Here is a 19969-nt window from a genome sequence, read left to right on the forward strand (position 1 = left end):
GGATACACACCCCAGCACGACCAACCCTGCTAGCCGTGTAGAGGACCCGGTCAAACCCGATCACACCCTGCTTCGCTAACGACCAGAGTTTGGGCATGAGCACCACAGCCGTCATGATCTTCCGCACCTGGGTCACCACCTGGGCACGCGTACAATCCAACACTCTCGCTAACACGCCCTCAGTCGGAGTCGGTAACTCGTCTGGTACGCGCTCAACACTGGCAACCGTGCACACCTCACCCGAAGGCAAAGCCACACACGCCACCACATCATCCACACCAACAGTGGCGCGCGGACCACCCGCAGAAACAACCCCAGCGCCTGCCTGAGAAGCAACAGCCACCGGTCCGAAAACTGAAGACGAACCCGAAGCTGAGTGTGAAACCTTACCCCGCGTTGGAGCTTTGTCCTGCTTTCCCGTTAGTAACCAGTGGGCCTGTACCCGGGTTGGAGGTGAACACTGCGTGCATGCCGTCAGTGAAATCATCCAACGGCGTCACGTGGGCGCTAATCAACGCAGCGACTGCTTCTGCTTGTTTCACACGTGCTTCGTCCATGATGCGCGTGGTGGTTTTGACTGTTTCGAATAGTTCAACAGCCGGCCCGTCATACATGTCATTGCGTACATGGTGATCTGTTGTGGTCATGCGGTTTCACCTCCTTGCGTGTTTCCATTCTATTTGTGTTCGAATGCAAGAGTCAAGGGTTTTGTTCGTTTTGTTTCGATTTATTCTCGAACGAGTGTTCAGTCAAAGAAACCAAAAGCATCCAGTTGAGGGGACAACGAACGCTCAACCATGGCGACGACGGGCGTTGAGTTGAGGAGACGACAAGCGCTCAGACATTGGCACGGCGAACGCTTAGCTGCGGGCACGGCAAGCGTTCAGTGAAACGCATTCAGCTGTTGAGAAGACGGCGAAGCTCGTTGTGGACGTTAGCTCGAAGCTCGCTAGTGAGAGTCACGGCCCCCACTACTGCTTTAGGGGAGTGAGGCAGGCTGGTTCAAACTTCTAGCCGTTCGCACCACGCCGGACGTAACCGCACAATCCGAGCATGACGGCGCAAAACGAGCGAAACTGCGCAATATAATGCGCCGTTTCGCTCGCTTCGCGCCGTATGCACTGACGCATAAAGCGGGAAGTCACCAGTAGACCCCGCCACAACCCCAGAGCAACAGGCCCGCCACAACCCCAGGCAGAGCTAGAGCTTGTTAATGCATTCTAAAAACGGAAGAGCCTGATTACTCGGGGATCTCGCTGAGTTGGGCCTCAATCCGATCCAACCGCTCGGTGATGTTGCGTAGGTGCTCCACGATGAGTTGGTTTGAACCATCGATCGCCGTCGCCGTTTCGCGTCGTGCGCTGGTGACGGTGCGTACCACCCAGACGGTAAGAACAACGAAGATCGCGAGTGGTAGTGCGGCGGCGAGGATGATAAGAAATACGGTAGCGGTAAGTGTCATGAAGATTCCCTTTTCTGTTCTTGATTAATCAGGTGCCTAATGTGGTCTGGAGTTACTTCAAGCTGAAACGGAGCGACCCAGTAGTGCTTCCTCACTCGGCTCTCTCCGAGCTGTTCCAGGCCACTCTCGATGAGTCCAGCAGCTTCCAAGCGGTTGAGGTGCTGGTAGAGCAGTGGCCGAGACATCCCGAGTCGGCGGGCCAGCTCACTGACGTGGGTCGACTCCGTCTCTAGGGAGGCGATAATTCGCAACCGAGGCTCACTTCCGAGAGCACTGAGCATCTGAGCGAGCCGTGCTGCGTCCATCACTCCTCCGTATCGTAATCGAACGATGTCAGGTGTAAGTATATGCTTACAGTCAGCGGTGCGCAAGTTCTGCCGGGTCTGGCGGAGACGCTGGCTGCTCACCCGGGGTGGCCGGTCGGACTGCGGGCCGGCCTGCACCGCCGGCGAGTACGGGAGGGGTCGACCTCATGGGGTCGGGTGCCCTGGCCCGCTGTTGTGCCGAACAGCAGTCGGTAGGCGGCCCCGGTTGCGATTTCCGAGACATGCCAGCAGGCGTCTACCAGGGCTGTGCCATCGGCGCCCGCGGCGCAGAATAGCAGCTCTTGGGCTTGCAATGCCTCCCCAGAGTCAGGGTCGTCGGTGATGATGACGGCGAACAAGCTGGTTATCGACGCTTGGGCGTCGAGTGCCGCCACGGCCCGGTCGAGATCACCGACGCGGTCGAAGTCGGCGCGAAGCACCGGTCCGATCAGTGCGACCTCATGCGGGTTGATGGCGCAGCTCGTCTCGTCGTTTAGCGTCGTGCAGAGCGTCACCACGACGACGCAGTTCGTCGGGTAGAAGCCCAAGATGCCGGGGATGTTGGCGATGAGCTGGCCTGGCTGGGTGTACGGGGTGGACATTACTGGCGCCTCCTTGCGTGTGAACTGTTGTTGTCCACACGCGCACCTGGGGCGGCAGCAGCCGCCTTGGGCGCGTGAGGTGGGAGGGGATCGTCGGTTGGCGCGGTGGCCGTCGGCACCACCCCGGCGCTCCCGTCACAGGCGTCGGCGGCGCACCGGCAGGGTCTACTGCGGCGCATCAGGCGCTGCCGACGCAGCAGGTTCTGGGGTTGAAGTGCTCAGCCCGAAAAGGCAAAAATTTAAGCCACGAGCATACTTTTGAGCATACTGTCGCGGCTTTTGCGTGTTTTAGGCTGTGTATTAGCCGGTCAAGCGCCCCAGAGAGGAATCGAACCTCCGACACCGGCTTTAGGGGGAGCGAGGCAGGCTGGTTCGAACTTCTAGCCGTTCGCACCACGCCAGAAGAAACCGCGCAAAGCGAACGAAACCATGCAATATAACGCGCCGTTTCGCTCGCTTTGCGCCTTCTGATCGTGAAAGACGAACCAAGAACGCAAGCCCCCAGCCACCCAGGAACCTGCAACCCGCCCATCGCACATAGCGTCACCGAGCCCCCGTGTAGCTAAACAAGCACACGCCCAACACGTCCTGACACTCCAGAAGTGAGAGCGTAAAAACAACGAACTCTTCACGAAGCGGAGTACAAACAAAAATGAAAACATCCAAGTGGGTTGCAATCGGCTGTCTGCTCGTATCCATCGCAGCCGGAATAATTGCATGCACGTTTCATCTAGCAGTCTGGACGGGACCGCAAGGCACCCCACTGCGTCTGCTTGACGACATCAACGCGCTTACGGTCCTGATCCTTATCGCCCTCTTTGTTCTCCCTGCTATCGGGACCCTCGTAGCGCTCACCTATAAAAAGCCCCTTATTCCAGCCATTCTCGCTGCAGCAAGCACTCTGCTCTTGCTAGTAGTCACACTTACTTTGGCAGAGGTGGTGACCAACGGAATCTTGATGTGGGACGGCCAAACACCCGACGGCACACCAATCGGTGGCATGGAAACAACACGGCCAGCTACAGGGTACTTCGCGCTGGTGTGCGCGAGTATCCTCCAGCTGGCCGCGACTGTGTTCTTCTTAGTGCAGGTCAGGGTTGAGAGAAACTCCCGAGGTGCGAGGAAGGGCCTCGACGATACCGGACTCGGAGTTTCGGCGTAGTAGCATATCGCTCTGTCCAGACAGCTCTGATGCCTTCACGACGGTTCCGTCCTCCAGAGTGACGCGGGTACCTGCAGTCACGTACAAGCCGGCTTCGACAACGCAGTTGTCTCCAAGCGAGATCCCAATACCTGCGTTAGCACCCAAAAGACACTTGGTGCCAATCGTGATCTTGGACTTTCCACCACCTGACAAGGTGCCCATGATGGAAGCCCCACCACCAATGTCTGACCCGTCACCCACGACGACGCCCTGCGAAATGCGTCCCTCAACCATCGCAGCACCCAAGGTGCCCGCGTTGAAGTTGATGAAACCTTCGTGCATGACAGTCGTTCCGGGGGAGAGGTACGCACCCATGCGCACACGGTCAGCGTCGGCAATGCGCACACCAGACGGCACCACAAAGTCGGTCATGCGCGGGAACTTGTCGATCCCGTACACCGCAACCGGCCCACTTGCCTGCAACCGCACCCGCGTAGCCTCGAAATTCTCAGGCGAGCAAGCACCTCGGGACGTCCACACAACGTTTTCCAACTGCCCGAAAATGCCATCCACATTCACCTCATTAGGGCGAACCAGCCGGTGCGACAGCGCGTGTAGGCGCACGTACGCGTCCTCGGCGCCCTGCGGAGCCTCATCCACCGCAACGGTGACGGTCACGATCTCGGAAGACACACCTCGGACGGGGTCCGTGCCGGTCAAAGGACTCAAGTCCAAATCTTGAACGGCAACCTCCGCGGCGCTCTGGGCTTTTTCTTCCGTGTCTTCAAGCACGGGAGCCGGGTACCACACAGCAAGCGTCGTGTCCTGATACTTGGTCGCCACACCTGTGGCAGAAATATACGAACTCATAACACCAACCTTAACGGCCACGCGAAAGTCAGGCAGGTAGGCTTAACAAACATGACTGATGTTTCACGGCTCATCCCACATTTGGCAGACCCAGTAGCCCTGACGCGCGAACTCATTGACATCGAATCCGTGTCGGGCAACGAAAAACCAATCGCCGACTCTGTGTACGCGGCTGTCGAACACATCAGCGACACAGGTGTTGAACTGGAGCTCCTGCGCGACGGAGACACGATCGTCGCTCGCACACACCAGAACCTGGGGCAGCGGATCGTCATCGCCGGACACCTGGACACCGTACCCATTGAAAACAACGTGCCGTCCACCCAAAGTGACGACATCATCTACGGCCGCGGGGCCTGCGACATGAAGTCAGGCGTCGCCATGCAGCTGTGCGTGGCCGCTGCACTCCGCCAACCCGCATACGACATCACCTGGGTCTTCTATGACCACGAAGAAGTCGACGCCTCACTCAACGGGCTGGGGCGAGTCGCGCGCAATCACCCAGACTGGCTCCACGGCAACTTCGCCATCCTGGGCGAACCGTCAAACGCCGGAATCGAAGGCGGGTGCAACGGAACCATCCGCGTGGAAGTGCGCTCCACAGGTGTGCGCGCCCACTCAGCACGCGCCTTCGTGGGAGTCAACGCGATCCACGGGATCGCCCCAGCGCTGGCTCAACTCGCTGACTTCGAAGCGCCCACCATCACCGTTGACGGGCTGGACTACCGCGAATCCCTCTCGGCTGTGGGCATCACCGGTGGCGTAGCCACCAACGTCATTCCCGACGAATGTGTTCTCACCGTCAACTACCGTTTCGCACCGTCGAAAACCGTGGACGACGCGGAACAGTTCCTCTGCCACTTCTTCGACGGCTACGACGTCACCGTCACAGACGTGTCGCCGGGCGCACGCCCCGGTCTGAACCAGGACATGGCCGCTGAGTTCGTGAAGACCGTCGGGCAAGAGCCCAAACCCAAACTGGGCTGGACCGATGTTGCGCGCTTCTCAGAACTGGGCATTCCAGCAGTCAACTACGGTCCCGGCGACCCGCTGTACGCTCACCGTGCCGACGAACAGGTGCCCGTTTCCGATATCATCACGGCTGTTGAGAAACTCCACGCATTTCTTGAGGCTGACTCGTGACCGACCAGAATGTTTACCGCAAGGGGCCCATGTACTTCAAAGGGCGCCACGTCCCAACCACCACAACAGATCAGCGACTCCTAGCTCCGCAGTCGGAGGTGTCATGGCTCCACGAAGACCCATGGCGAGTGTTGCGCATCCAAGCGGAGTTCGTCGAAGGTTTTAGCTCATTAGCCGAGCTGGGGCCGGCTATCTCGCTGTTTGGGTCCGCCCGCCTGCGTGAGGGAACGCCGGAGTATCAGTGCGCACGCGACGTGGCCGCAGGAATTGCGAAGGCCGGGTATGCGGTCATCACGGGAGGTGGCCCCGGACTCATGGAGGCCGGTAACCGTGGGGCCACCGAGGTGGGAGGCACCTCGGTGGGGCTGGGTATTGAGTTACCGTTCGAGCAGGGCATGAACCAGTACGTGGAAATTGGAATGAACTTCCGGTACTTCTTCGTCCGCAAAACCGTGTTCTTGAAATACTCCCACGGCTTTGTGGTGCTTCCCGGTGGGTTCGGGACACTCGATGAGCTGTTTGAAGCCCTCACCATGGTGCAGACCAAGAAAATGTTGGCCTTCCCGATCGTGCTCGTGGGCAAGTCGTACTGGTCGGGGCTCATCGAGTGGATCCGTGAACAGATGTTGGCGAACCAAACGATTTCCGCCAACGACCTCGATTACGTGACGGTGGTGGACACTGCTGAAGAAGCCGTCGCCGCGGTGACGAGCGGGGTTGGCCCGCACTCAAAGGTGAACTAATCATGTGGATACTTCTGGGAATCATCGCCGCGCTTGCCGTTCTGGCCGTGGCTGTCGCAGGTTCAATGGGACTGTTCGACTCACCCATGACCCAGAACACCGACCAACTGTCGGAGCTTGACGAAACGGAGGACAATCCCCGTTTCGCCCCCGCGATGTTCGGGTACAGCCGAAACGACGTCGACGCCTATCTCACGCGGTTGCAGGACCGTATTCGTGACCTCGAAGGTGAGCCCGGGGCAGCAGGGGAGTCCAGCACCTCAGCGAAGCCCGGGCAGTTGAAGAAAGGTTCCGCCGAGGTGTCAAAGAGTTCCCGCGCAACGTCCGCCAGCGTGAAGAAAACGGCACGTGACAAGTGACACGTGACGCTGTGGCCACCCGCCTGATGCGAACCCCCGTGTGGGTTCAGGCGCTTGTCGTCTATGCCTTGTCGAGGCTGCTCACGCTCACGATTGTGGCCAGCGCGGCACAACACCAAGGCGAAACTCCGTGGAATGGCCCCGACGGGCCCAGCGTCATCGAGTACCTCAACTTCTGGGACGCCGGCTGGTACGAACGGATATGGAAAGACGGGTACCCGGCCCCACTCCCGCTCAGAGAAGACGGCTCTGTGGCACAAAACGCATGGGCCTTCTACCCGCTATACCCATGGCTAGTGGGTGCTCTGTGCTCGGTAACCGGACTGGAGTTTAAGACTCTGGCGGTCATCACCTCGGTGGCGTGCGCGGGGGCCGCGTCCGTGGTCATTCTGTACCTGTTCCGGAAGTTCGCTGACCCTGCTCAAGCGCTCACTGGGCTCGCATTCTTCCTGGTGTTCCCCGCGACCGCAACCCTCATGGCAGGCTATGCGGAAGCCATGGCAATTCTCTTCCTTGCCGTGGCCCTGTGGCTCACCGCCCAGCGGCGCTATCTCCTCGCCATCCCTGTGGTCGTTCTCATGGACGTGACACGGCCCATCGGCGTGGGTTTTTCCTTCTTTATGCTCATTCACCTGCTATGGCGCTGGCTGGGCCCGGAACCGTATCCCAAACGCGAAGTCTTCACGTCGTGGACCCTGGGTGTGCTCAGCTGCGTCGCTGCCCTGCTGCACCCCGCGTTCGCGTGGTGGAAAACTGGCCAGTTTGACGCCTACACATCGACGGAATCCGCCTGGACCGGGCACTCAGATTTGTTCATCCAGTGGATTGATCGGGCGGACCGCATGGCCGGGCCCCTGGGCATCGTCCTGTTCCTAGCGCTCTTAGTTGTGGCCGGAGTGATCCTGTTTACTGAACCCGGAAAAGCGATGGGGCACGAGAACCGCCAGTTCGTCCTGGGCTACTCCGTATACCTGTTGCTGTTTTTCACACCGCAGACCTCGACGTTTAGACTTCTGCTCCCGTTGTTCCCACTGGCTCTTGTGATTGCGCGACCATCGTCGTGGACTCTGCGGTGGGTCGTTGTGGTGGCGTCGGCGCTCTTGCAAATCTGGTGGGTGACCGCGCTGTGGAGCTTAGGTGGCTCGTTCAATTCGCCACCGTAAATAACCGTCGCTCGGCTGGGTTCCTCAACCCAGCCGAGCGACGGTTGTTCTACCGCGTGATAGCGGTCAGTTACAGAGTGCCATCCGTGCAGGTGTCACTCTTCGACGATGTGGTATTCAGCGAGTAGCTGGCTGATTTCGGTGTTTTTGATGCGCTTCATGAGCATCTTGTGACCAAGCTTCCCACCGGGAACCTTGAGCTCTTTCCCATCACGTAGGTGGTTCAGAGCAGACAGCATCTTGCGCACGTCGTACGTGGAGTTGTACACCTCGGGAACCGGACGTTCAATGTCGAGAAGTGTGTACACAGCTTCCATAGGGGTACGCACCGAGTACTCGGTCGTGAAGATGGTGTCCCGTTCCTTGGATTCCGCGAACTGTCCGATGAACGCAAAATTGACGGACCCTTCGGGAACCACATCTGGACGGTCTCCTGCCTGGCGTGGCATGAAGAATGCCGTCACATACGGCATCATCACTGGGACAGTCTGAGCTCCGGTAGCAGCGAGCTCCTTGATTTCTTCTTCGGGAACACCGATGTGGTATAGCCACTCTTGGGTGATCTCTTCACCTGTGGATTCTTGGATGGTCTTGCCAGTGAAGTCACCTGGCTCATCCGACAATAGCGCGTATACCCAGATGACCGCTTCGTCTGGTGCTTGCTGTTTGAAGTGAGGCTGTCGGTTGACCGTCCACGACATCAGCCAGCTCGAGTCCTTCACCGTGACGACCCCACCGGTGACAACCTTGCCAGTGAAGAGGTCGCGCTTGGCGATCTTCTCAATGTGTTGGTGGATGCGCGGGTCTGAAGTGGTGACGGTGGCAGATTCCCACTTGGTTTCGGGGATGTGACCACCGAATACGTCTGGACGGCCGAACGATGGGTCCTTTGCGGCGATTCGACGCCAGAAATCCCATGCGGGGGCGGGGCCTTCGTCGAGCTTCGCAGCTGTGTGGTGGTCGCCGTCGCTGGAGTTTTCGGTCAGAGATCCGATTGTCATGAACAACAGATCGTCTTCAGTGAGGTCCACGCCGTCGCTGGCCACGCCATCGGCAGTGGACTCCCAGTGAATCCGAGTGGCCTGTTTACGGCCGGTGGTTGCGTCAATGTCGAAGTCGACGTCAGTAACCTTGGTGTTGTACTGGAACACCACTCCCTGGTCTTTGAGCCAAGCCACAAGTGGAAGCACGAGTGATTCGTACTGGTTGTACTTGGTGAATTTCAGGGCTGAAAAGTCAGGCAGACCACCAATGTGGTGGATGAAACGGTGCACGTAGAGTTTCATCTCCAGCGCGGAGTGCCATTCCTCAAACGCAAACATTGAACGCCAATACAGCCAGAAGTTGGACTCGAGGAAGTCTTGCGAGAATACCTCGTTGATGCGTTTGTTCTCGACTTCTTCGCGACTTGCGAAGAAGAGCGTCATGAGTTCTTTTTGCGCTTTCTCAGTGAGCGTGAACTTTCCGTCGGTGTGGGCATCTTGACCTCGGTTGACGGTAGCACGCTGTTTCGAGTAGTTCGGGTCGTCCTTGTTCAGCCAGTAGAACTCATCCAAGACGCTCGCGCCTTCGATTTCAAGAGACGGGATGGAACGGAAAAGGTCCCAAAGCGTTTCAAAGTGATCTTCCATTTCGCGTCCGCCTCGGATCACGAAACCTTTCTCTGGTTTCTTGATGCCGTCGAGGGCACCGCCGGGTAGATCGAGTTCTTCCAGGATGGTGATTTTGTTGCCAGCCATCTGTCCATCACGGACGAGGAAGGCCGCGCCTGCCAGTGAAGCCAGTCCGGAGCCTACGAACCAAGCGCGCTTGTCGTCGACTCCTTGGGGCTTGCGAGGTCGGGCGAATGCGTAGTAGTTGCCGCTGTTGTATTCCATTTCCATTCCTTTCGCTACGACCTGGTCTCGCGGGCCGGGTCAAGGATGCAGGATTTTTCCGGCGACGTTTATGTCGCCAGCTCAAGAGTTCCGGTGACAATCTGTTCAACCTGTAGATTCAGGTCTTCGACACTGTCTTCCGGGTTGTGAGTGCGAGCGGAAAGGCGAGCAATGGCAAGAGTCAGCGCACCGAAAATCGCGGCGCTTGCGGCGCGAAGCGCTTTGTCGCTGATAGAGATTTTGCGCGTTTGTGCGGCGCGCTCAAGAAGATCGCCGATACAGCTTTCCATGCGGGCCATGAGAGCAATGCTTTCTGCACGGTGTGGCTGTTCATCTGAACCAAAAATTAGTTCACGTTGGTAAACCGTACTGTCAGGTTCACGTTTGATGGCCAAGGCCATGATGGGGGCGATGAGTTCTTGAACTTGAGCGGATATGCCCTCAGTCTTGCGGGCAACCGCTTCACCGTGTTCCAGAGCGGAACGAAACTCCTCGTTCAAGACCATGAGGAGCAGTTCACTCTTACTTGCCGCATACCGAAAGAGTGTCCCGGTAGCGACATCTGCACGCTCGGAAATCTCCTGCGTGGTGACTCGGTCAAAGCCGCGCTCAGTGAACAGTTCGTGAGCGGCGCGAAAAATGCGCTCGCGCTTATCTCGCATGTTCTGAACGCGTCGTCCAACTGTTAGTTCAGTCATTCAAACTCCATTTCTGACTGCACTCAGTAATGAGTGTACTCCGTTTTTCTGTTCGTCATAATTCACAATGTGGAACAAGCATGCCCGATAGTGGATAATTAAAAGCACAACACGTGATTGAAAGGATTCTTCATGGCAGCTCAGAAGCCACGCACCGGTGACGGCCCCCTCGAAGTGACGAAAGAAGGCCGTGGCCTGGTTCTACGTCTCCCCATCGAAGGTGGCGGACGTCTGGTCATTGAGGTCAGTCAGGAAGAAGCACAGAACCTGGCTGAAACCTTGAACGAAGCGCTGGGTCAGTAACCGTCAGGTGTAAACGGGCAGAATTTCCCGCGGTTCTCCGCGGGATTTTTTGTGCCCGCTCAGTCCGCGCGGATGAGCGCCAACAATCCTGCATCCACAGGTAGCAGGACACGTTCGGTGTTGGGCACCTCGGACACGTACGTGAGCATCCTGCGGGTCGCCGAGGTGGTCGCCGAGCGGTCTGCCGGGTTGGCGACCGCGCCGGCGGCCATCGCGTTGTTCACCACGATCAACCCACCTGCGCGGAGTTTACTCATGGCCATGGGGAAGATTTCGAGGTGGTTGAGCGGGTCCGTGTCTAAAAACACCAGGTCATAAGAGTTCTCAGCCAATCGCGACAAGACGTTTTGGGATTGGCCCGTGATCATGCGGGCGCGGTGTCGCGAAATTCCTGCGACGTCAAAAAGTTCAGGCACCACTGCTTGCCGCTGCGGGTCAGTGTCGATCGTGGTGAGGACCCCGCTGGGCGGCATTGCAGAAAGAATAGTGACCGCTGAAACTCCCGTTCCCGTTCCCACTTCAATCGCCGAGGTGGGGCGGGCTAGCCGTGTCAGCATCGACAGAACGTGGGTGGACGTGGCTCCCAGCGGGGCGCAGTGGAATTCGGAAGCGAGCGAACGTGCCGCGTCAATCACTGCGTCACTGTGGTGAAAACGGTCCGCAAACTGTGCAGCGGCTGGCAGATTGCGCACGCATCCCTCCTGTTCTTTTCCGGTTAAGTTTAACGGTAGATAGAATGGACGGCATGTTTGGCATCAACGGAACAGAGATGATCATTCTGATCGTCTTGGCCCTGATAGTCGTGGGGCCATCGCGGATGCCAGAGTACGCAAAAAAGTTAGGCGAATTCGTTAAAACCTTTCGCCGGAAAGCCCTGGATGCGCGCCGTGCAGTCCGCGAAGACTTTGGCGACGAATTCGACCTTGATTGGCAGAAGCTCGATCCACGCCAGTACGATCCCCGGCGGATTGTCCGCGAGGCACTAGCCGAAGAAGACGGACAACAGATTCAGCAGGGCCAACAGAGCCAAACGGCCACCCAGACAGCAGTCACGGTGGGCCCCATCGAACGCTACATGGAACAGGCCAAGAAACGTGACCGTTCCAAACCGGCCCCCTTCGATTCTGAAGCCACTTAAGACGGGGTGACGCCCAAGGAGCGGCCGGAAAGACCTCGGGAACGGTGGGACAGTTCATGCGCCATTTGGCTGAACACTTTGGAGGCCACGGACTCCGGGTGCGCAATCACCGCAGGGGTGCCTTCGTCACCACCTATGCGGACCGGTGGGTCTAGGGGCACCTGCCCCAGAACTTGTACCGGGTAGTCCAGCGTGTCCGTGAGGTTTTGTGCGACGTCTTCGCCGCCTCCGGAACCAAACACGTCCAAGGTGGAACCGTCGGGCATGATCATGTGCGACATATTTTCAATCACGCCCGCTACTTTCTGGGACGTCTGCACCGCGATCGAACCCGCCCGTTGCGCCACCTGGGCTGCCGCATGTTGAGGCGTGGTGACCACCAGCAGCTCAGACTGGGGGAGCAGCTGGGCTACCGAGATCGCAATGTCCCCGGTTCCGGGCGGCAAGTCTAGGAACAGCACGTCCAGATCACCCCAATGAACATCGGTGAGGAACTGTTCAAGAGCGCGATGCAACATGGGGCCACGCCACACAATCGCCTGGTTGCCACCAATGAACATGCCGATACTCATGACCTTCACGCCGTGGGCCACACGTGGCAGGATCATGTCGTCAACCCGGGTTGGTTGCCCTGTGATACCGAACATGCCAGGGATCGAAAACCCGTAAATGTCAGCGTCGATGACCCCCACTTTGAGGCCCTGCTGGACCATGGACGCAGCCAAGTTAGCGGTCACTGACGACTTGCCCACACCACCTTTTCCAGACGCAACAGCGTAAATGCGGGTCAGGCTGTCCTTAAACGGGTTGGAACGTTTGAGTTTGTTACGCAGTTCGGCACGCTGTTCGGGTGTCATGGTGCCTAAATGGACGGTCACCTCGGTGACCCCATCGACGGCCAAAACTGCCTGTTCAGTGTCGCGTGTAATGGTGTCTTTGAGCGGACAGCCTGCAATCGTGAGCAGAACAGTCACCTCAACGTGACCGGAGTCTACTTTGACGGTGTCCACCATTCCCAGCGTGACAATATCCACGCGAAGTTCAGGGTCGATGACGGTGCCCAGAGCCTTCATTACCGCGTCGCGGTCAACCACAACAACCTCCTCATAGGTCTTTTTAACTCTACTGCCTGACTGCGGGTGTCTCAGGTGTGGGTGATTTAATCTGCAAGGCAGAACCACCATAATGGGAGTATGAGCATGCAACCCAACGTGATGCCCACTGGCGAAGTTTTAGGCACTTATCGTAGTCGTGAAGAAGCCCAGGCTACGATCTCGTATCTCGCTGAGAACGGTTTTAACGTGCGTGCGCTGTCGATTGTGGGATCCGACGTCCGCATCGTGGAGACGGTTATGGGAATCACGTCGTGGGCACAAGCAGCAGGTCGAGGTGCCCTGACAGGTGCCTGGCTGGGTCTGCTGTTCGGTTTGCTCATGTCTTTCTTCTCAGGTGAAGAAACTCTCAGCTCCGGTGGCCTGCTGCCAGGCGTCATCATTGGTGTGGGACTGGGAATGCTGTGGGGGATTGTCACCCGCGCAATCATGGGACGTAAGAACAAGGTCATCGCTCGCCCGCAAGTGATTGCAAACGAGTTTCAACTGCTGTGCAACCCCATGCAGGCAAACGAAGCACGAGCCCTGTTGAGCAAGCGCTAATTTCTGGCCACCTCCCACGCGGACACCGTCTCCGGTGCGAACTGACGCACCGCGGGAATAGCCAACGGGCCCCAATCCTCTTGCGCCCCCGCACTCAGAACCGCGTCAATACACGCCAAACTCATCGCATCGGCCGCCGCGGCACCCACATGCGTGAGCGCCGGTGACGTGTAATCGTTGAGCTTCGATGCATCTGCGTCTGCGGCTGGAACGGACGCAGCGAACACCGTGTCGCCGTCAAACAGTGTGTGCGACGGGTAGATCGCCCGTGATAATCCAGCGTGTGCAGTGGCTGCCACACGGGTGATCTGTGCGTCCGTTAACGGTGCGTCCGTGAGCAGACACGCAATCGTAGTGTTCGTAGCTGAAGCGTTGAGCGCGCGGGCTCGCTCAACCTGCTCATTCAGTACCGCAACGGGCACGGCAGGCACCTCAATGCCATATTCCGCAAGGACACCCGCAGCGTGTAAGCGGCCACGGGCATCAAAAATCGACCCCATGGGATTGGCCGTCACAACAGCTGTCACTCGCCACCCCTCAGAGGTGGACACGGACGCAACGCCTGTGCCGCCTCGGGCGAACCCCCGGCCGGACCACGCACCCAAACCAGCACCCAAAGAACCACGGCACGCCCCTTCACTGTTGCGCGCCGCCAGTGTGGCTGCCGCGCCAGTGTCCGCGTCCGGGGTGTGGGAGGCACCTCGGCCGAGGTCGAAAACAGCGGCCGCGGGAACGATAGGCACGCGGATCCCGGGGAGGGGTTCACAGCCAATCGAGGATGTCGCAAGGGTGTCTTGGACACCTCGGGCGGCACTGAGTCCTAAGGCAGAACCTCCGGTGAGTACCACGGCGTCAGCCCCATAACCCAGGGTGCCGGGCGCCAAAATATTCGTTTCGTGCGTGGCCGGGCCACCACCTCGGGAATCAACCCCCACAGTGGACCCGGGAGGTAGCAACAACACCGTGGTGCCTGACAGACCGCCGGGAACCTCGGCACATCCCATCCGCACACCAGCGGGCAGGGTGAGCGAAAAATCAGCCGCGAGCGCCACGGATCCACTCCTCGATTTCGGCACGCGTGCGTGGGAAGTTCGCTGACAGGTTCTCAACACCGTCTTCGGTCACCAGAATGTCGTCCTCAATGCGCACACCAATCCCACGGAACTCTTCAGGGATCAGCAGGTCCTCGTCCTTAAAGTACAAGCCGGGTTCAATCGTGAACACCATGCCTGGTTCCAGGTAGGCGTCCGTGTACATTTCAGCGCGTGCCTGGGCGCAGTCGTGCACGTCCAGACCCAAGTGGTGGCTGGTTCCGTGCACCATCCAACGGCGGTGCTGCTGACCTTCTGGGCCCAAAGACTCTTCAGCCGAAACCGGGAGCACACCGAACTCTTCGAGCTTGTGGGCAATCACGTGCATGGCAGCGTCGTGGACCTCGGAGAACTTCACCGGGCGTTGGACGTGTTCGCCAGCTTTAGCGAACGCAGCCTCACAAGCTTCGAGGACAGCGTCATAGATCTTGGCCTGGACCTCTGTAAACGTTCCGTTAGCTGGGAGCGTGCGGGTGATGTCAGCGGTGTACAGTGTGTCTACTTCAGCGCCCGCATCCACCAACACCAGGTCGCCGTCGCGTACCTGACCGGTGTTCTTAATCCAGTGAAGCGTGCACGCGTGGTTCCCCGACGCTGCGATCGTGTCATATCCGACGCCGTTGCCGTCGGTGCGGGCAGCCAGTTCAAATGCCGTTTCTATCACGCGTTCACCGCGCTCATGTTCGATGGCGCGGGGGAGGGACTGCACGACATGGTCGAAACCGTCGCGGGTCACGTCCACCGCGTGGCGAATCTGGCCGATCTCGAATTCGTCCTTGATGAGTCGCATTTCTGAAAGCGTTTGGGTGAGTTCGTCGTCACCGGCCGCCGACACATCAGAGTCGGCGCCAACTTGCGCCCTGGCCTGGTCGATTTGTGCATCGATAGTGGTGTCCGCGCCTCGGACCACACGCACAGAGATGGACCCCAGGTCTTTGGTGAACGCGTCGGAAGCTACCGCGATGCTGTCACACGCGATTCCGGTTTTGGTTGCCATGGTCTCAAGGTCCTCGCGTGGACCCACCCAGAACTCGCCGTAGCGGGAGTCTGAAAAGTATTCCTCGGTGTCCGCGCCAGCACGGGGACGGAAGTAGAACGTGACGTCGTGGCCGTTTTCTGTAGGTTCAAAAACCAAGACTGAATCTGGTTCTGAGTCCATTTCCAGACCGGTCATGTGGACGAATGCTGAGTGAGCGCGGAACCGGTAGTCGGTGTCGTTGGAACGGACTTTCAAACCGCCTGCCGGGATGACAAGGCGTTCCCCTGGGAAGGCCCGAGACAAGGCTTCGCGACGTTGAAGCGCGTACGGGGCAACTTCCATGGGTTGTGCGGGAACAGGTGTGCGGTCCCACCCGCTTGCAACAAATTCGCGAAACGCCTTGGTTGCTGGCCTGCGCGAACGGTTGTTGACGCGGTCTGACAAAGGCTGGTCGTTAGATGCGGTCGAAGAAGCGGTATCTTTTGTCATACGGCCAGTCTATGCACTAAGCCCTCATGAGGCACTAAGACCGTATAAGTGCTTACGCGTGGGCACTAGACTTTGAGCATGATCGATCTGCACACTCATTCAGCGTTTTCCGACGGCACCCAGACACCTGAGGAACTGCTCGCACAAGCCTCTGATGCAGGCGTGACGACGCTGGGGCTCACCGACCACGACACGGTCGCCGGGTGGAGCCCTGCGGTGCAGGCAGCGCGCACCCACGGCGTTCAGCTGGTCCGTGGCATGGAAGTGTCGTGCCGTTTTCAAGGTGTGAGCGTGCACATGCTCAGCTATCTACACAACCCCGACGGTGCTCGCCTGACAGCCCAGACAGAAGAGATCCGCAAAGCCAGAGTCACCAGAACACGCAAGATTGTTGACCTGCTCAGTGCTGATTTCCCGATCACCTGGGAACACGTATGTGAGCACGTGGGAGAAGGCGCAACCGTGGGCCGTCCGCACATTGCTGATGCTCTGGTCCACCAGGGGATCACGCGGGATCGCTCAGAAGCCTTTGCCACACTCCTGCACCGCGACAGCCCCTACTACGTTTCAATGCCGGTGATTTCGCCCATTGAAGCCATTGACATGATCCATGACGCCGGGGGTGTGGCGGTGTTTGCTCACCCGGCCGCAAGTTCGCGTGGGCAGGTCGTCACTGATGCCGGCATGCGCACCATCATCGAAGCTGGGCTAGACGGACTCGAAATCGATCACCGTGACAACCCGCTAGCTGAACGTCAGAAGCTTCGCGAACGCGCACAAGAATACGGCCTCATCGTCACCGGTTCGAGCGACTACCACGGGGCGGGAAAACCGAACACGTTGGCAGAAAACACCACCAGTCCACACATGTGTGAACGCATCCTTGAACGCGCCCACGGCGTAGACCTGGTGGTGTAAAAGCAGCGATTGTGCGCTTAGTCGTCAGCCTGGGAGCGCTCAGTCTGGGGACGCTGGGTGGGCTTGCCACCTCGGGTCCGGCGCCGAGGTCGTTTCTGCGCCCGTGGTTTCCGCTGAGGTGCGTTGCCCCGAGCCGAGCGGCTCTTGGCCGGCCTTTGCGAGTTGGAACTCTTTTCGTCCGCGTCCTTGGCACGTGGCATGCGACCCTTTGTGCCCTTAGCGATGTTGAGGTCGCTGAACAGGTGAGGTGACGTCGAGTACGTCTCTACTGGGGCGTCGAAGTCGAGTCCCAGAGTGCGGTTGATGAGCTTCCACTTAGCGACGTCTTCCCAGTCGATCAGGGTGACAGCGATACCCGTGTTGCCTGCTCGACCGGTGCGTCCAATTCGGTGCACATACGTCTTGTCGTCTTCTGGGCACTGGTAGTTGATGACGTGCGTGACATCGTCAATGTCGATTCCGCGTGCAGCTACGTCGGTTGCGACCAGGACGTCAGTTGTGCCGTCGCGGAACCGCTTGAGTGCCTTTTCGCGCATGTGCTGGTTGAGGTCCCCGTGGAGTGCTTGTGCTTGGAATCCGCGGGCTTTGAGCTCGCCTGTCAGACGGTCGGCCGTGCGCTTCGTGCGAGCGAAGATAATGGTGCGTCCGCGGCCTTCGGCCCGCAGGATCCGCCCCACCAGCTCGGTCTTGTCCATCGAGTGTGCGCGGTAGACGTACTGTTTGGTGTTGACTGAGGTCGTAGAAGTGTCCGACGCTTGCGTTGCGCGGATGTGGGTGGGTTGCGTCATGTAACGGCGAGCAAGTGCGATCACCTGACCCGGCATGGTTGCTGAGAACAGCATGGTCTGACGTTTCGCTGGCAGGGCAGCCACGATCTTTTCGACATCAGGGAGAAACCCTAAGTCGAGCATTTCATCGGCCTCGTCAAAGACTGCGGTAGTGATGTGTGAAAAGTTGAGCACTCGACGCCCATACAGATCTAGGAGACGCCCGGGAGTACCCACAACGACATCGGCGCCGTCCTTCAGAGCACGAATCTGCGGCTCAAAGTCCTTACCGCCGTAGATGGTGACGATCGAAGGTGAAAACGTGCGCGAAGCCACGCGCAAGTCATCAGCGACCTGGTGGGCAAGTTCACGCGTAGGCACCACGACGAGCGCTCGCGGGGCACGACCCTGTTCACGGGACTGCTCATCCAAAATGCGCTGCAAAAGCGGGATTCCAAAACCCAGGGTCTTTCCGGTTCCGGTTTTAGCCTGACCAATAATGTCCGCACCCGTGAGCGCGACCGGAAGGGTCAAAGCCTGGATAGGGAACGGGTGCGTAATGCCTGCGTTCGTCAGCGACTCGACGATGGGTGCTTCAACACCCAGATCAGCAAAGGTTTCTTGTGTCACAAAAGTCCTCGTTGTTGTGTGTACCAGGGGATTTACTGTGCGGATAGGCTAGGGGCATGCACAACGACGCCCCAACCGCGATCCTGGCCACTTTGGCTCTCTATGAGCTGTCCGTCTTCCAAAGCACTGCAACGGATGCGCAGTTCGCTCCTCATGTGCGAGACACAGTCGAGCTATCTCGCGTGAGCGGCTACGCGCTCAACCATTTTGAAGCGCTCATGGAACGCATTGGACAGTTAGGTGGCGATGCGCTGGCACTCATGGAAGAAAGGGCGCCGTCTTTAACTGCATTCAACGAACGCACGCAACCGAAGGATTGGCACGAGAGTCTCATGAAGTCCTACGTGCACGATGGACTGTTGCGGGACTATGCCAAAAGCTCTCTTCCGGCACTCGATGCGGACAGTAAAAACGTCATCACCGCCGTACTTGATGATACACGTCGAGAAGAACTGTTGCGCGCTCGTCTGGGCGAACTCATCAGCGATCAGGATATTTTGGGCTCACGCCTCGCCCTGTGGGGGCGCAAACTCGTTGTCGAAACGGCGAAACGTTTAACAGAAATTGTTGAGCTCACGACTGACCGTGAGCACCTGGACGCGAAAGCGTGGCAGAGTGCCCTCACCGGGCACTCGCGACGCATGAGTGCGATTGGTCTAGTGGCCTAAGTTGGCGTAGCTACGCTAGCTTGCGCTGTCGTGTTCTAGGAGTTGCGTCCTAGCCGATTCCGAATCCCACACGGTGAGCAGTCTCGGATCCGACTTCAACGTACGCGAGGGCCTGGGCGGGAACCAGAACCGTGCGGCTCTTCGCATCCTTGAGTGAAAGCACTGTTCCCTGCGAGATTGCCTCGTTGATCTGCGCGGTGATGTCTTCGACAGTTGCGTCGACATCGACGGTAAGTTCACGGTTGGACTGACGAATTCCGATCTTAATTTCCATGTGAGCTAGTCTAGCCGGAATGCATTTAGGATGAGTGCTTGCTAGGGATGGGATCGCGAGTCAGAGTGAACTTGGATTTCTCAATACCGGCGAGTCCTTCAAAGGCCATTTTGGCGGTGAGACGGGCGACTTCTTCAACGTCCACATCGTCGTAGTCGATGCACACTTGCGACGCCTGTTCAGCCATGCCAGCGATTGCGCGACCCATGACATAGGCTTGAACTTCGCCTAAGTTGTTCCGGCCGCGAATGGACTCTGAAATGATCTGAACGTAGGTGTCTACAGCACGGTTCCACCGTGTGCGCGCATCGGCGAGTTCACTACTGGTCCGCGACATGACGATGAAGGCGCTACGGTTTTCTTTCACGAACTCAAAGTACCCGTAAAAAGTCTGGTGTACTCGGTCTTCGCGACTGTCCACAGTATCCAGAGTTGTCGTGAGACGCTCAGCAAGTTCTTCGATCGCGCTGTCCATGATCGTGGTGAACAGCTCGTGTTTAGACTCAAAGTGCTGATAAAGAATGGGCTTTGACACTCCCGCTTCGAGTGCAATGTTGTCCATTGACGTAGCGTGGTAACCCTGACGAGCGAAAACCTCAGTGGAGACACTGAGAAGTTGGCTTCGACGTTGCGCCCGCGGCATGCGTTTTCGGGAGGTCATAGGCGCAAGTGTAATTGACTTATGGGCTAA

24 protein-coding genes and 1 pseudogene are annotated in these 19969 nt (G+C 58.4%); 10 read left to right on the plus strand and 15 right to left on the minus strand.

The genetic code is table 11. The features are described 5' to 3' along the window. The 5 genes and pseudogenes from HMPREF0183_RS13020 to HMPREF0183_RS01410 form a co-directional block, all read right to left on the minus strand. Window positions 1-343: pseudogene (locus HMPREF0183_RS13020) on the minus strand (HNH endonuclease signature motif containing protein); the annotation flags it as partial. Window positions 344-386: 43 nt separating this feature from the next. Then, a complete protein-coding gene (locus tag HMPREF0183_RS12720; protein WP_040347655.1) occupies window positions 387-647 on the minus strand; it encodes a hypothetical protein in 261 nt (86 codons plus the stop codon). Between the two features lie 593 nt (window positions 648-1240). Next, on the minus strand, window positions 1241-1462 hold the full coding sequence (locus tag HMPREF0183_RS01400) for a hypothetical protein (protein ID WP_005882019.1): 222 nt from the start codon (window positions 1460-1462) through the stop codon (window positions 1241-1243). Beyond that, on the minus strand, window positions 1459-1767 hold the full coding sequence (locus HMPREF0183_RS01405; protein WP_005882021.1) for an ArsR/SmtB family transcription factor: 309 nt from the start codon (window positions 1765-1767) through the stop codon (window positions 1459-1461). The genes HMPREF0183_RS01400 and HMPREF0183_RS01405 overlap by 4 nt, the downstream gene beginning before the upstream one ends. A 98-nt stretch (window positions 1768-1865) precedes the next feature. Further along, window positions 1866-2369, minus strand: coding sequence for a DUF4192 family protein (locus HMPREF0183_RS01410; protein WP_005882023.1), 504 nt, complete (start codon window positions 2367-2369; stop codon window positions 1866-1868). 652 nt (window positions 2370-3021) lie between these two features. Between HMPREF0183_RS01410 and HMPREF0183_RS01420 the strand changes: the two genes are divergently transcribed. Then, window positions 3022-3531 carry a hypothetical protein gene (locus HMPREF0183_RS01420; protein ID WP_005882026.1) on the plus strand — a complete coding sequence of 170 codons (510 nt, stop codon included), beginning with the start codon at window positions 3022-3024 and terminating at the stop codon, window positions 3529-3531. Here HMPREF0183_RS01420 and dapD read toward each other — a convergent pair. After that, window positions 3451-4383 (minus strand): 2,3,4,5-tetrahydropyridine-2,6-dicarboxylate N-succinyltransferase, encoded by a 933-nt coding sequence (gene dapD / locus HMPREF0183_RS01425; RefSeq protein ID WP_005882027.1) that lies wholly within the window; start codon window positions 4381-4383, stop codon window positions 3451-3453. The genes HMPREF0183_RS01420 and dapD overlap by 81 nt on opposite strands. Window positions 4384-4434: 51 nt before the next feature. On the opposite strand from dapD, the gene dapE reads away from it, so the two are divergent. Genes dapE through HMPREF0183_RS01445 form a run of 4 tightly spaced genes read left to right on the plus strand, consistent with a single transcriptional unit; the run spans window position 4435 to window position 7791 of the window. Next, on the plus strand, window positions 4435-5526 hold the full coding sequence (gene dapE / locus HMPREF0183_RS01430) for a succinyl-diaminopimelate desuccinylase (protein WP_005882029.1): 1092 nt from the start codon (window positions 4435-4437) through the stop codon (window positions 5524-5526). Next, entirely contained in the window at window positions 5523-6269 is a 747-nt protein-coding gene (locus tag HMPREF0183_RS01435) for an LOG family protein (RefSeq protein WP_005882030.1), read from the plus strand. The genes dapE and HMPREF0183_RS01435 overlap by 4 nt, the downstream gene beginning before the upstream one ends. A gap of 2 nt (window positions 6270-6271) precedes the next feature. Further along, window positions 6272-6628, plus strand: coding sequence for a hypothetical protein (locus tag HMPREF0183_RS01440; RefSeq protein ID WP_005882032.1), 357 nt, complete (start codon window positions 6272-6274; stop codon window positions 6626-6628). Continuing rightward, window positions 6625-7791: a hypothetical protein gene (locus tag HMPREF0183_RS01445; protein ID WP_005882034.1), complete on the plus strand. Its 1167-nt coding sequence runs from the start codon at window positions 6625-6627 to the stop codon at window positions 7789-7791. Before HMPREF0183_RS01440 ends, HMPREF0183_RS01445 begins: the two co-directional genes overlap by 4 nt. 95 nt (window positions 7792-7886) lie before the next feature. Here the strand turns inward: HMPREF0183_RS01445 and HMPREF0183_RS01450 are convergent, their stop codons facing one another. Continuing rightward, window positions 7887-9668, minus strand: a complete 1782-nt coding sequence (locus HMPREF0183_RS01450; RefSeq protein ID WP_040347657.1) for an oleate hydratase — start codon at window positions 9666-9668, stop codon at window positions 7887-7889. 68 nt (window positions 9669-9736) lie between these two features. Beyond that, window positions 9737-10366, minus strand: coding sequence for a TetR/AcrR family transcriptional regulator (locus HMPREF0183_RS01455; protein ID WP_040347658.1), 630 nt, complete (start codon window positions 10364-10366; stop codon window positions 9737-9739). A gap of 132 nt (window positions 10367-10498) precedes the next feature. On the opposite strand from HMPREF0183_RS01455, the gene HMPREF0183_RS12390 reads away from it, so the two are divergent. Beyond that, window positions 10499-10669 (plus strand): DUF3117 domain-containing protein, encoded by a 171-nt coding sequence (locus HMPREF0183_RS12390; protein WP_005882039.1) that lies wholly within the window; start codon window positions 10499-10501, stop codon window positions 10667-10669. Between the two features lie 59 nt (window positions 10670-10728). Here the strand turns inward: HMPREF0183_RS12390 and HMPREF0183_RS01460 are convergent, their stop codons facing one another. Further along, a complete protein-coding gene (locus tag HMPREF0183_RS01460) occupies window positions 10729-11361 on the minus strand; it encodes an O-methyltransferase (protein ID WP_005882041.1) in 633 nt (210 codons plus the stop codon). Window positions 11362-11414: 53 nt separating this feature from the next. On the opposite strand from HMPREF0183_RS01460, the gene HMPREF0183_RS01465 reads away from it, so the two are divergent. Next, window positions 11415-11807, plus strand: coding sequence for a twin-arginine translocase TatA/TatE family subunit (locus HMPREF0183_RS01465; protein ID WP_040347675.1), 393 nt, complete (start codon window positions 11415-11417; stop codon window positions 11805-11807). Here the strand turns inward: HMPREF0183_RS01465 and HMPREF0183_RS01470 are convergent. Further along, entirely contained in the window at window positions 11804-12901 is a 1098-nt protein-coding gene (locus HMPREF0183_RS01470; RefSeq protein ID WP_005882044.1) for an Mrp/NBP35 family ATP-binding protein, read from the minus strand. The genes HMPREF0183_RS01465 and HMPREF0183_RS01470 overlap by 4 nt on opposite strands. A 99-nt stretch (window positions 12902-13000) precedes the next feature. Here HMPREF0183_RS01470 and HMPREF0183_RS01475 point away from each other — a divergent pair, with 99 nt between their 5' ends. Next, window positions 13001-13462: a YflT domain-containing protein gene (locus tag HMPREF0183_RS01475; protein WP_005882046.1), complete on the plus strand. Its 462-nt coding sequence runs from the start codon at window positions 13001-13003 to the stop codon at window positions 13460-13462. Here the strand turns inward: HMPREF0183_RS01475 and HMPREF0183_RS01480 are convergent. Further along, a complete protein-coding gene (locus HMPREF0183_RS01480; protein ID WP_005882049.1) occupies window positions 13459-14514 on the minus strand; it encodes a P1 family peptidase in 1056 nt (351 codons plus the stop codon). The two genes, HMPREF0183_RS01475 and HMPREF0183_RS01480, sit on opposite strands and share 4 nt — an antisense overlap. Beyond that, on the minus strand, window positions 14498-16021 hold the full coding sequence (locus HMPREF0183_RS01485) for an aminopeptidase P family protein (RefSeq protein WP_005882051.1): 1524 nt from the start codon (window positions 16019-16021) through the stop codon (window positions 14498-14500). The genes HMPREF0183_RS01480 and HMPREF0183_RS01485 overlap by 17 nt, the downstream gene beginning before the upstream one ends. Window positions 16022-16099: 78 nt before the next feature. Here HMPREF0183_RS01485 and HMPREF0183_RS01490 point away from each other — a divergent pair, with 78 nt between their 5' ends. Next, the gene (locus HMPREF0183_RS01490; RefSeq protein WP_005882053.1) at window positions 16100-16939 is read left to right on the plus strand and encodes a PHP domain-containing protein; all 840 of its coding nucleotides are present in this window, start codon (window positions 16100-16102) and stop codon (window positions 16937-16939) included. Between the two features lie 17 nt (window positions 16940-16956). Here HMPREF0183_RS01490 and HMPREF0183_RS01495 read toward each other — a convergent pair whose 3' ends face one another. Beyond that, the gene (locus HMPREF0183_RS01495) at window positions 16957-18336 is read right to left on the minus strand and encodes a DEAD/DEAH box helicase (protein ID WP_005882054.1); all 1380 of its coding nucleotides are present in this window, start codon (window positions 18334-18336) and stop codon (window positions 16957-16959) included. 56 nt (window positions 18337-18392) lie between these two features. Here HMPREF0183_RS01495 and HMPREF0183_RS01500 point away from each other — a divergent pair, with 56 nt between their 5' ends. Then, window positions 18393-19004, plus strand: a complete 612-nt coding sequence (locus HMPREF0183_RS01500) for a ferritin-like fold-containing protein (RefSeq protein ID WP_005882056.1) — start codon at window positions 18393-18395, stop codon at window positions 19002-19004. A 49-nt stretch (window positions 19005-19053) separates the two neighbouring features. Here the strand turns inward: HMPREF0183_RS01500 and HMPREF0183_RS01505 are convergent, their stop codons facing one another. Both HMPREF0183_RS01505 and HMPREF0183_RS11965 read right to left on the minus strand, forming a co-directional pair. Further along, window positions 19054-19278 (minus strand): DUF3107 domain-containing protein, encoded by a 225-nt coding sequence (locus HMPREF0183_RS01505; protein ID WP_005882058.1) that lies wholly within the window; start codon window positions 19276-19278, stop codon window positions 19054-19056. Window positions 19279-19303: 25 nt separating this feature from the next. Beyond that, on the minus strand, window positions 19304-19939 hold the full coding sequence (locus HMPREF0183_RS11965) for a TetR family transcriptional regulator (protein WP_083801413.1): 636 nt from the start codon (window positions 19937-19939) through the stop codon (window positions 19304-19306). Between the last annotated feature and the right edge of the window lie 30 nt (window positions 19940-19969).

The organism is Brevibacterium mcbrellneri ATCC 49030 (assembly GCF_000178455.1).
Lineage (GTDB): Bacteria > Actinomycetota > Actinomycetes > Actinomycetales > Brevibacteriaceae > Brevibacterium > Brevibacterium mcbrellneri.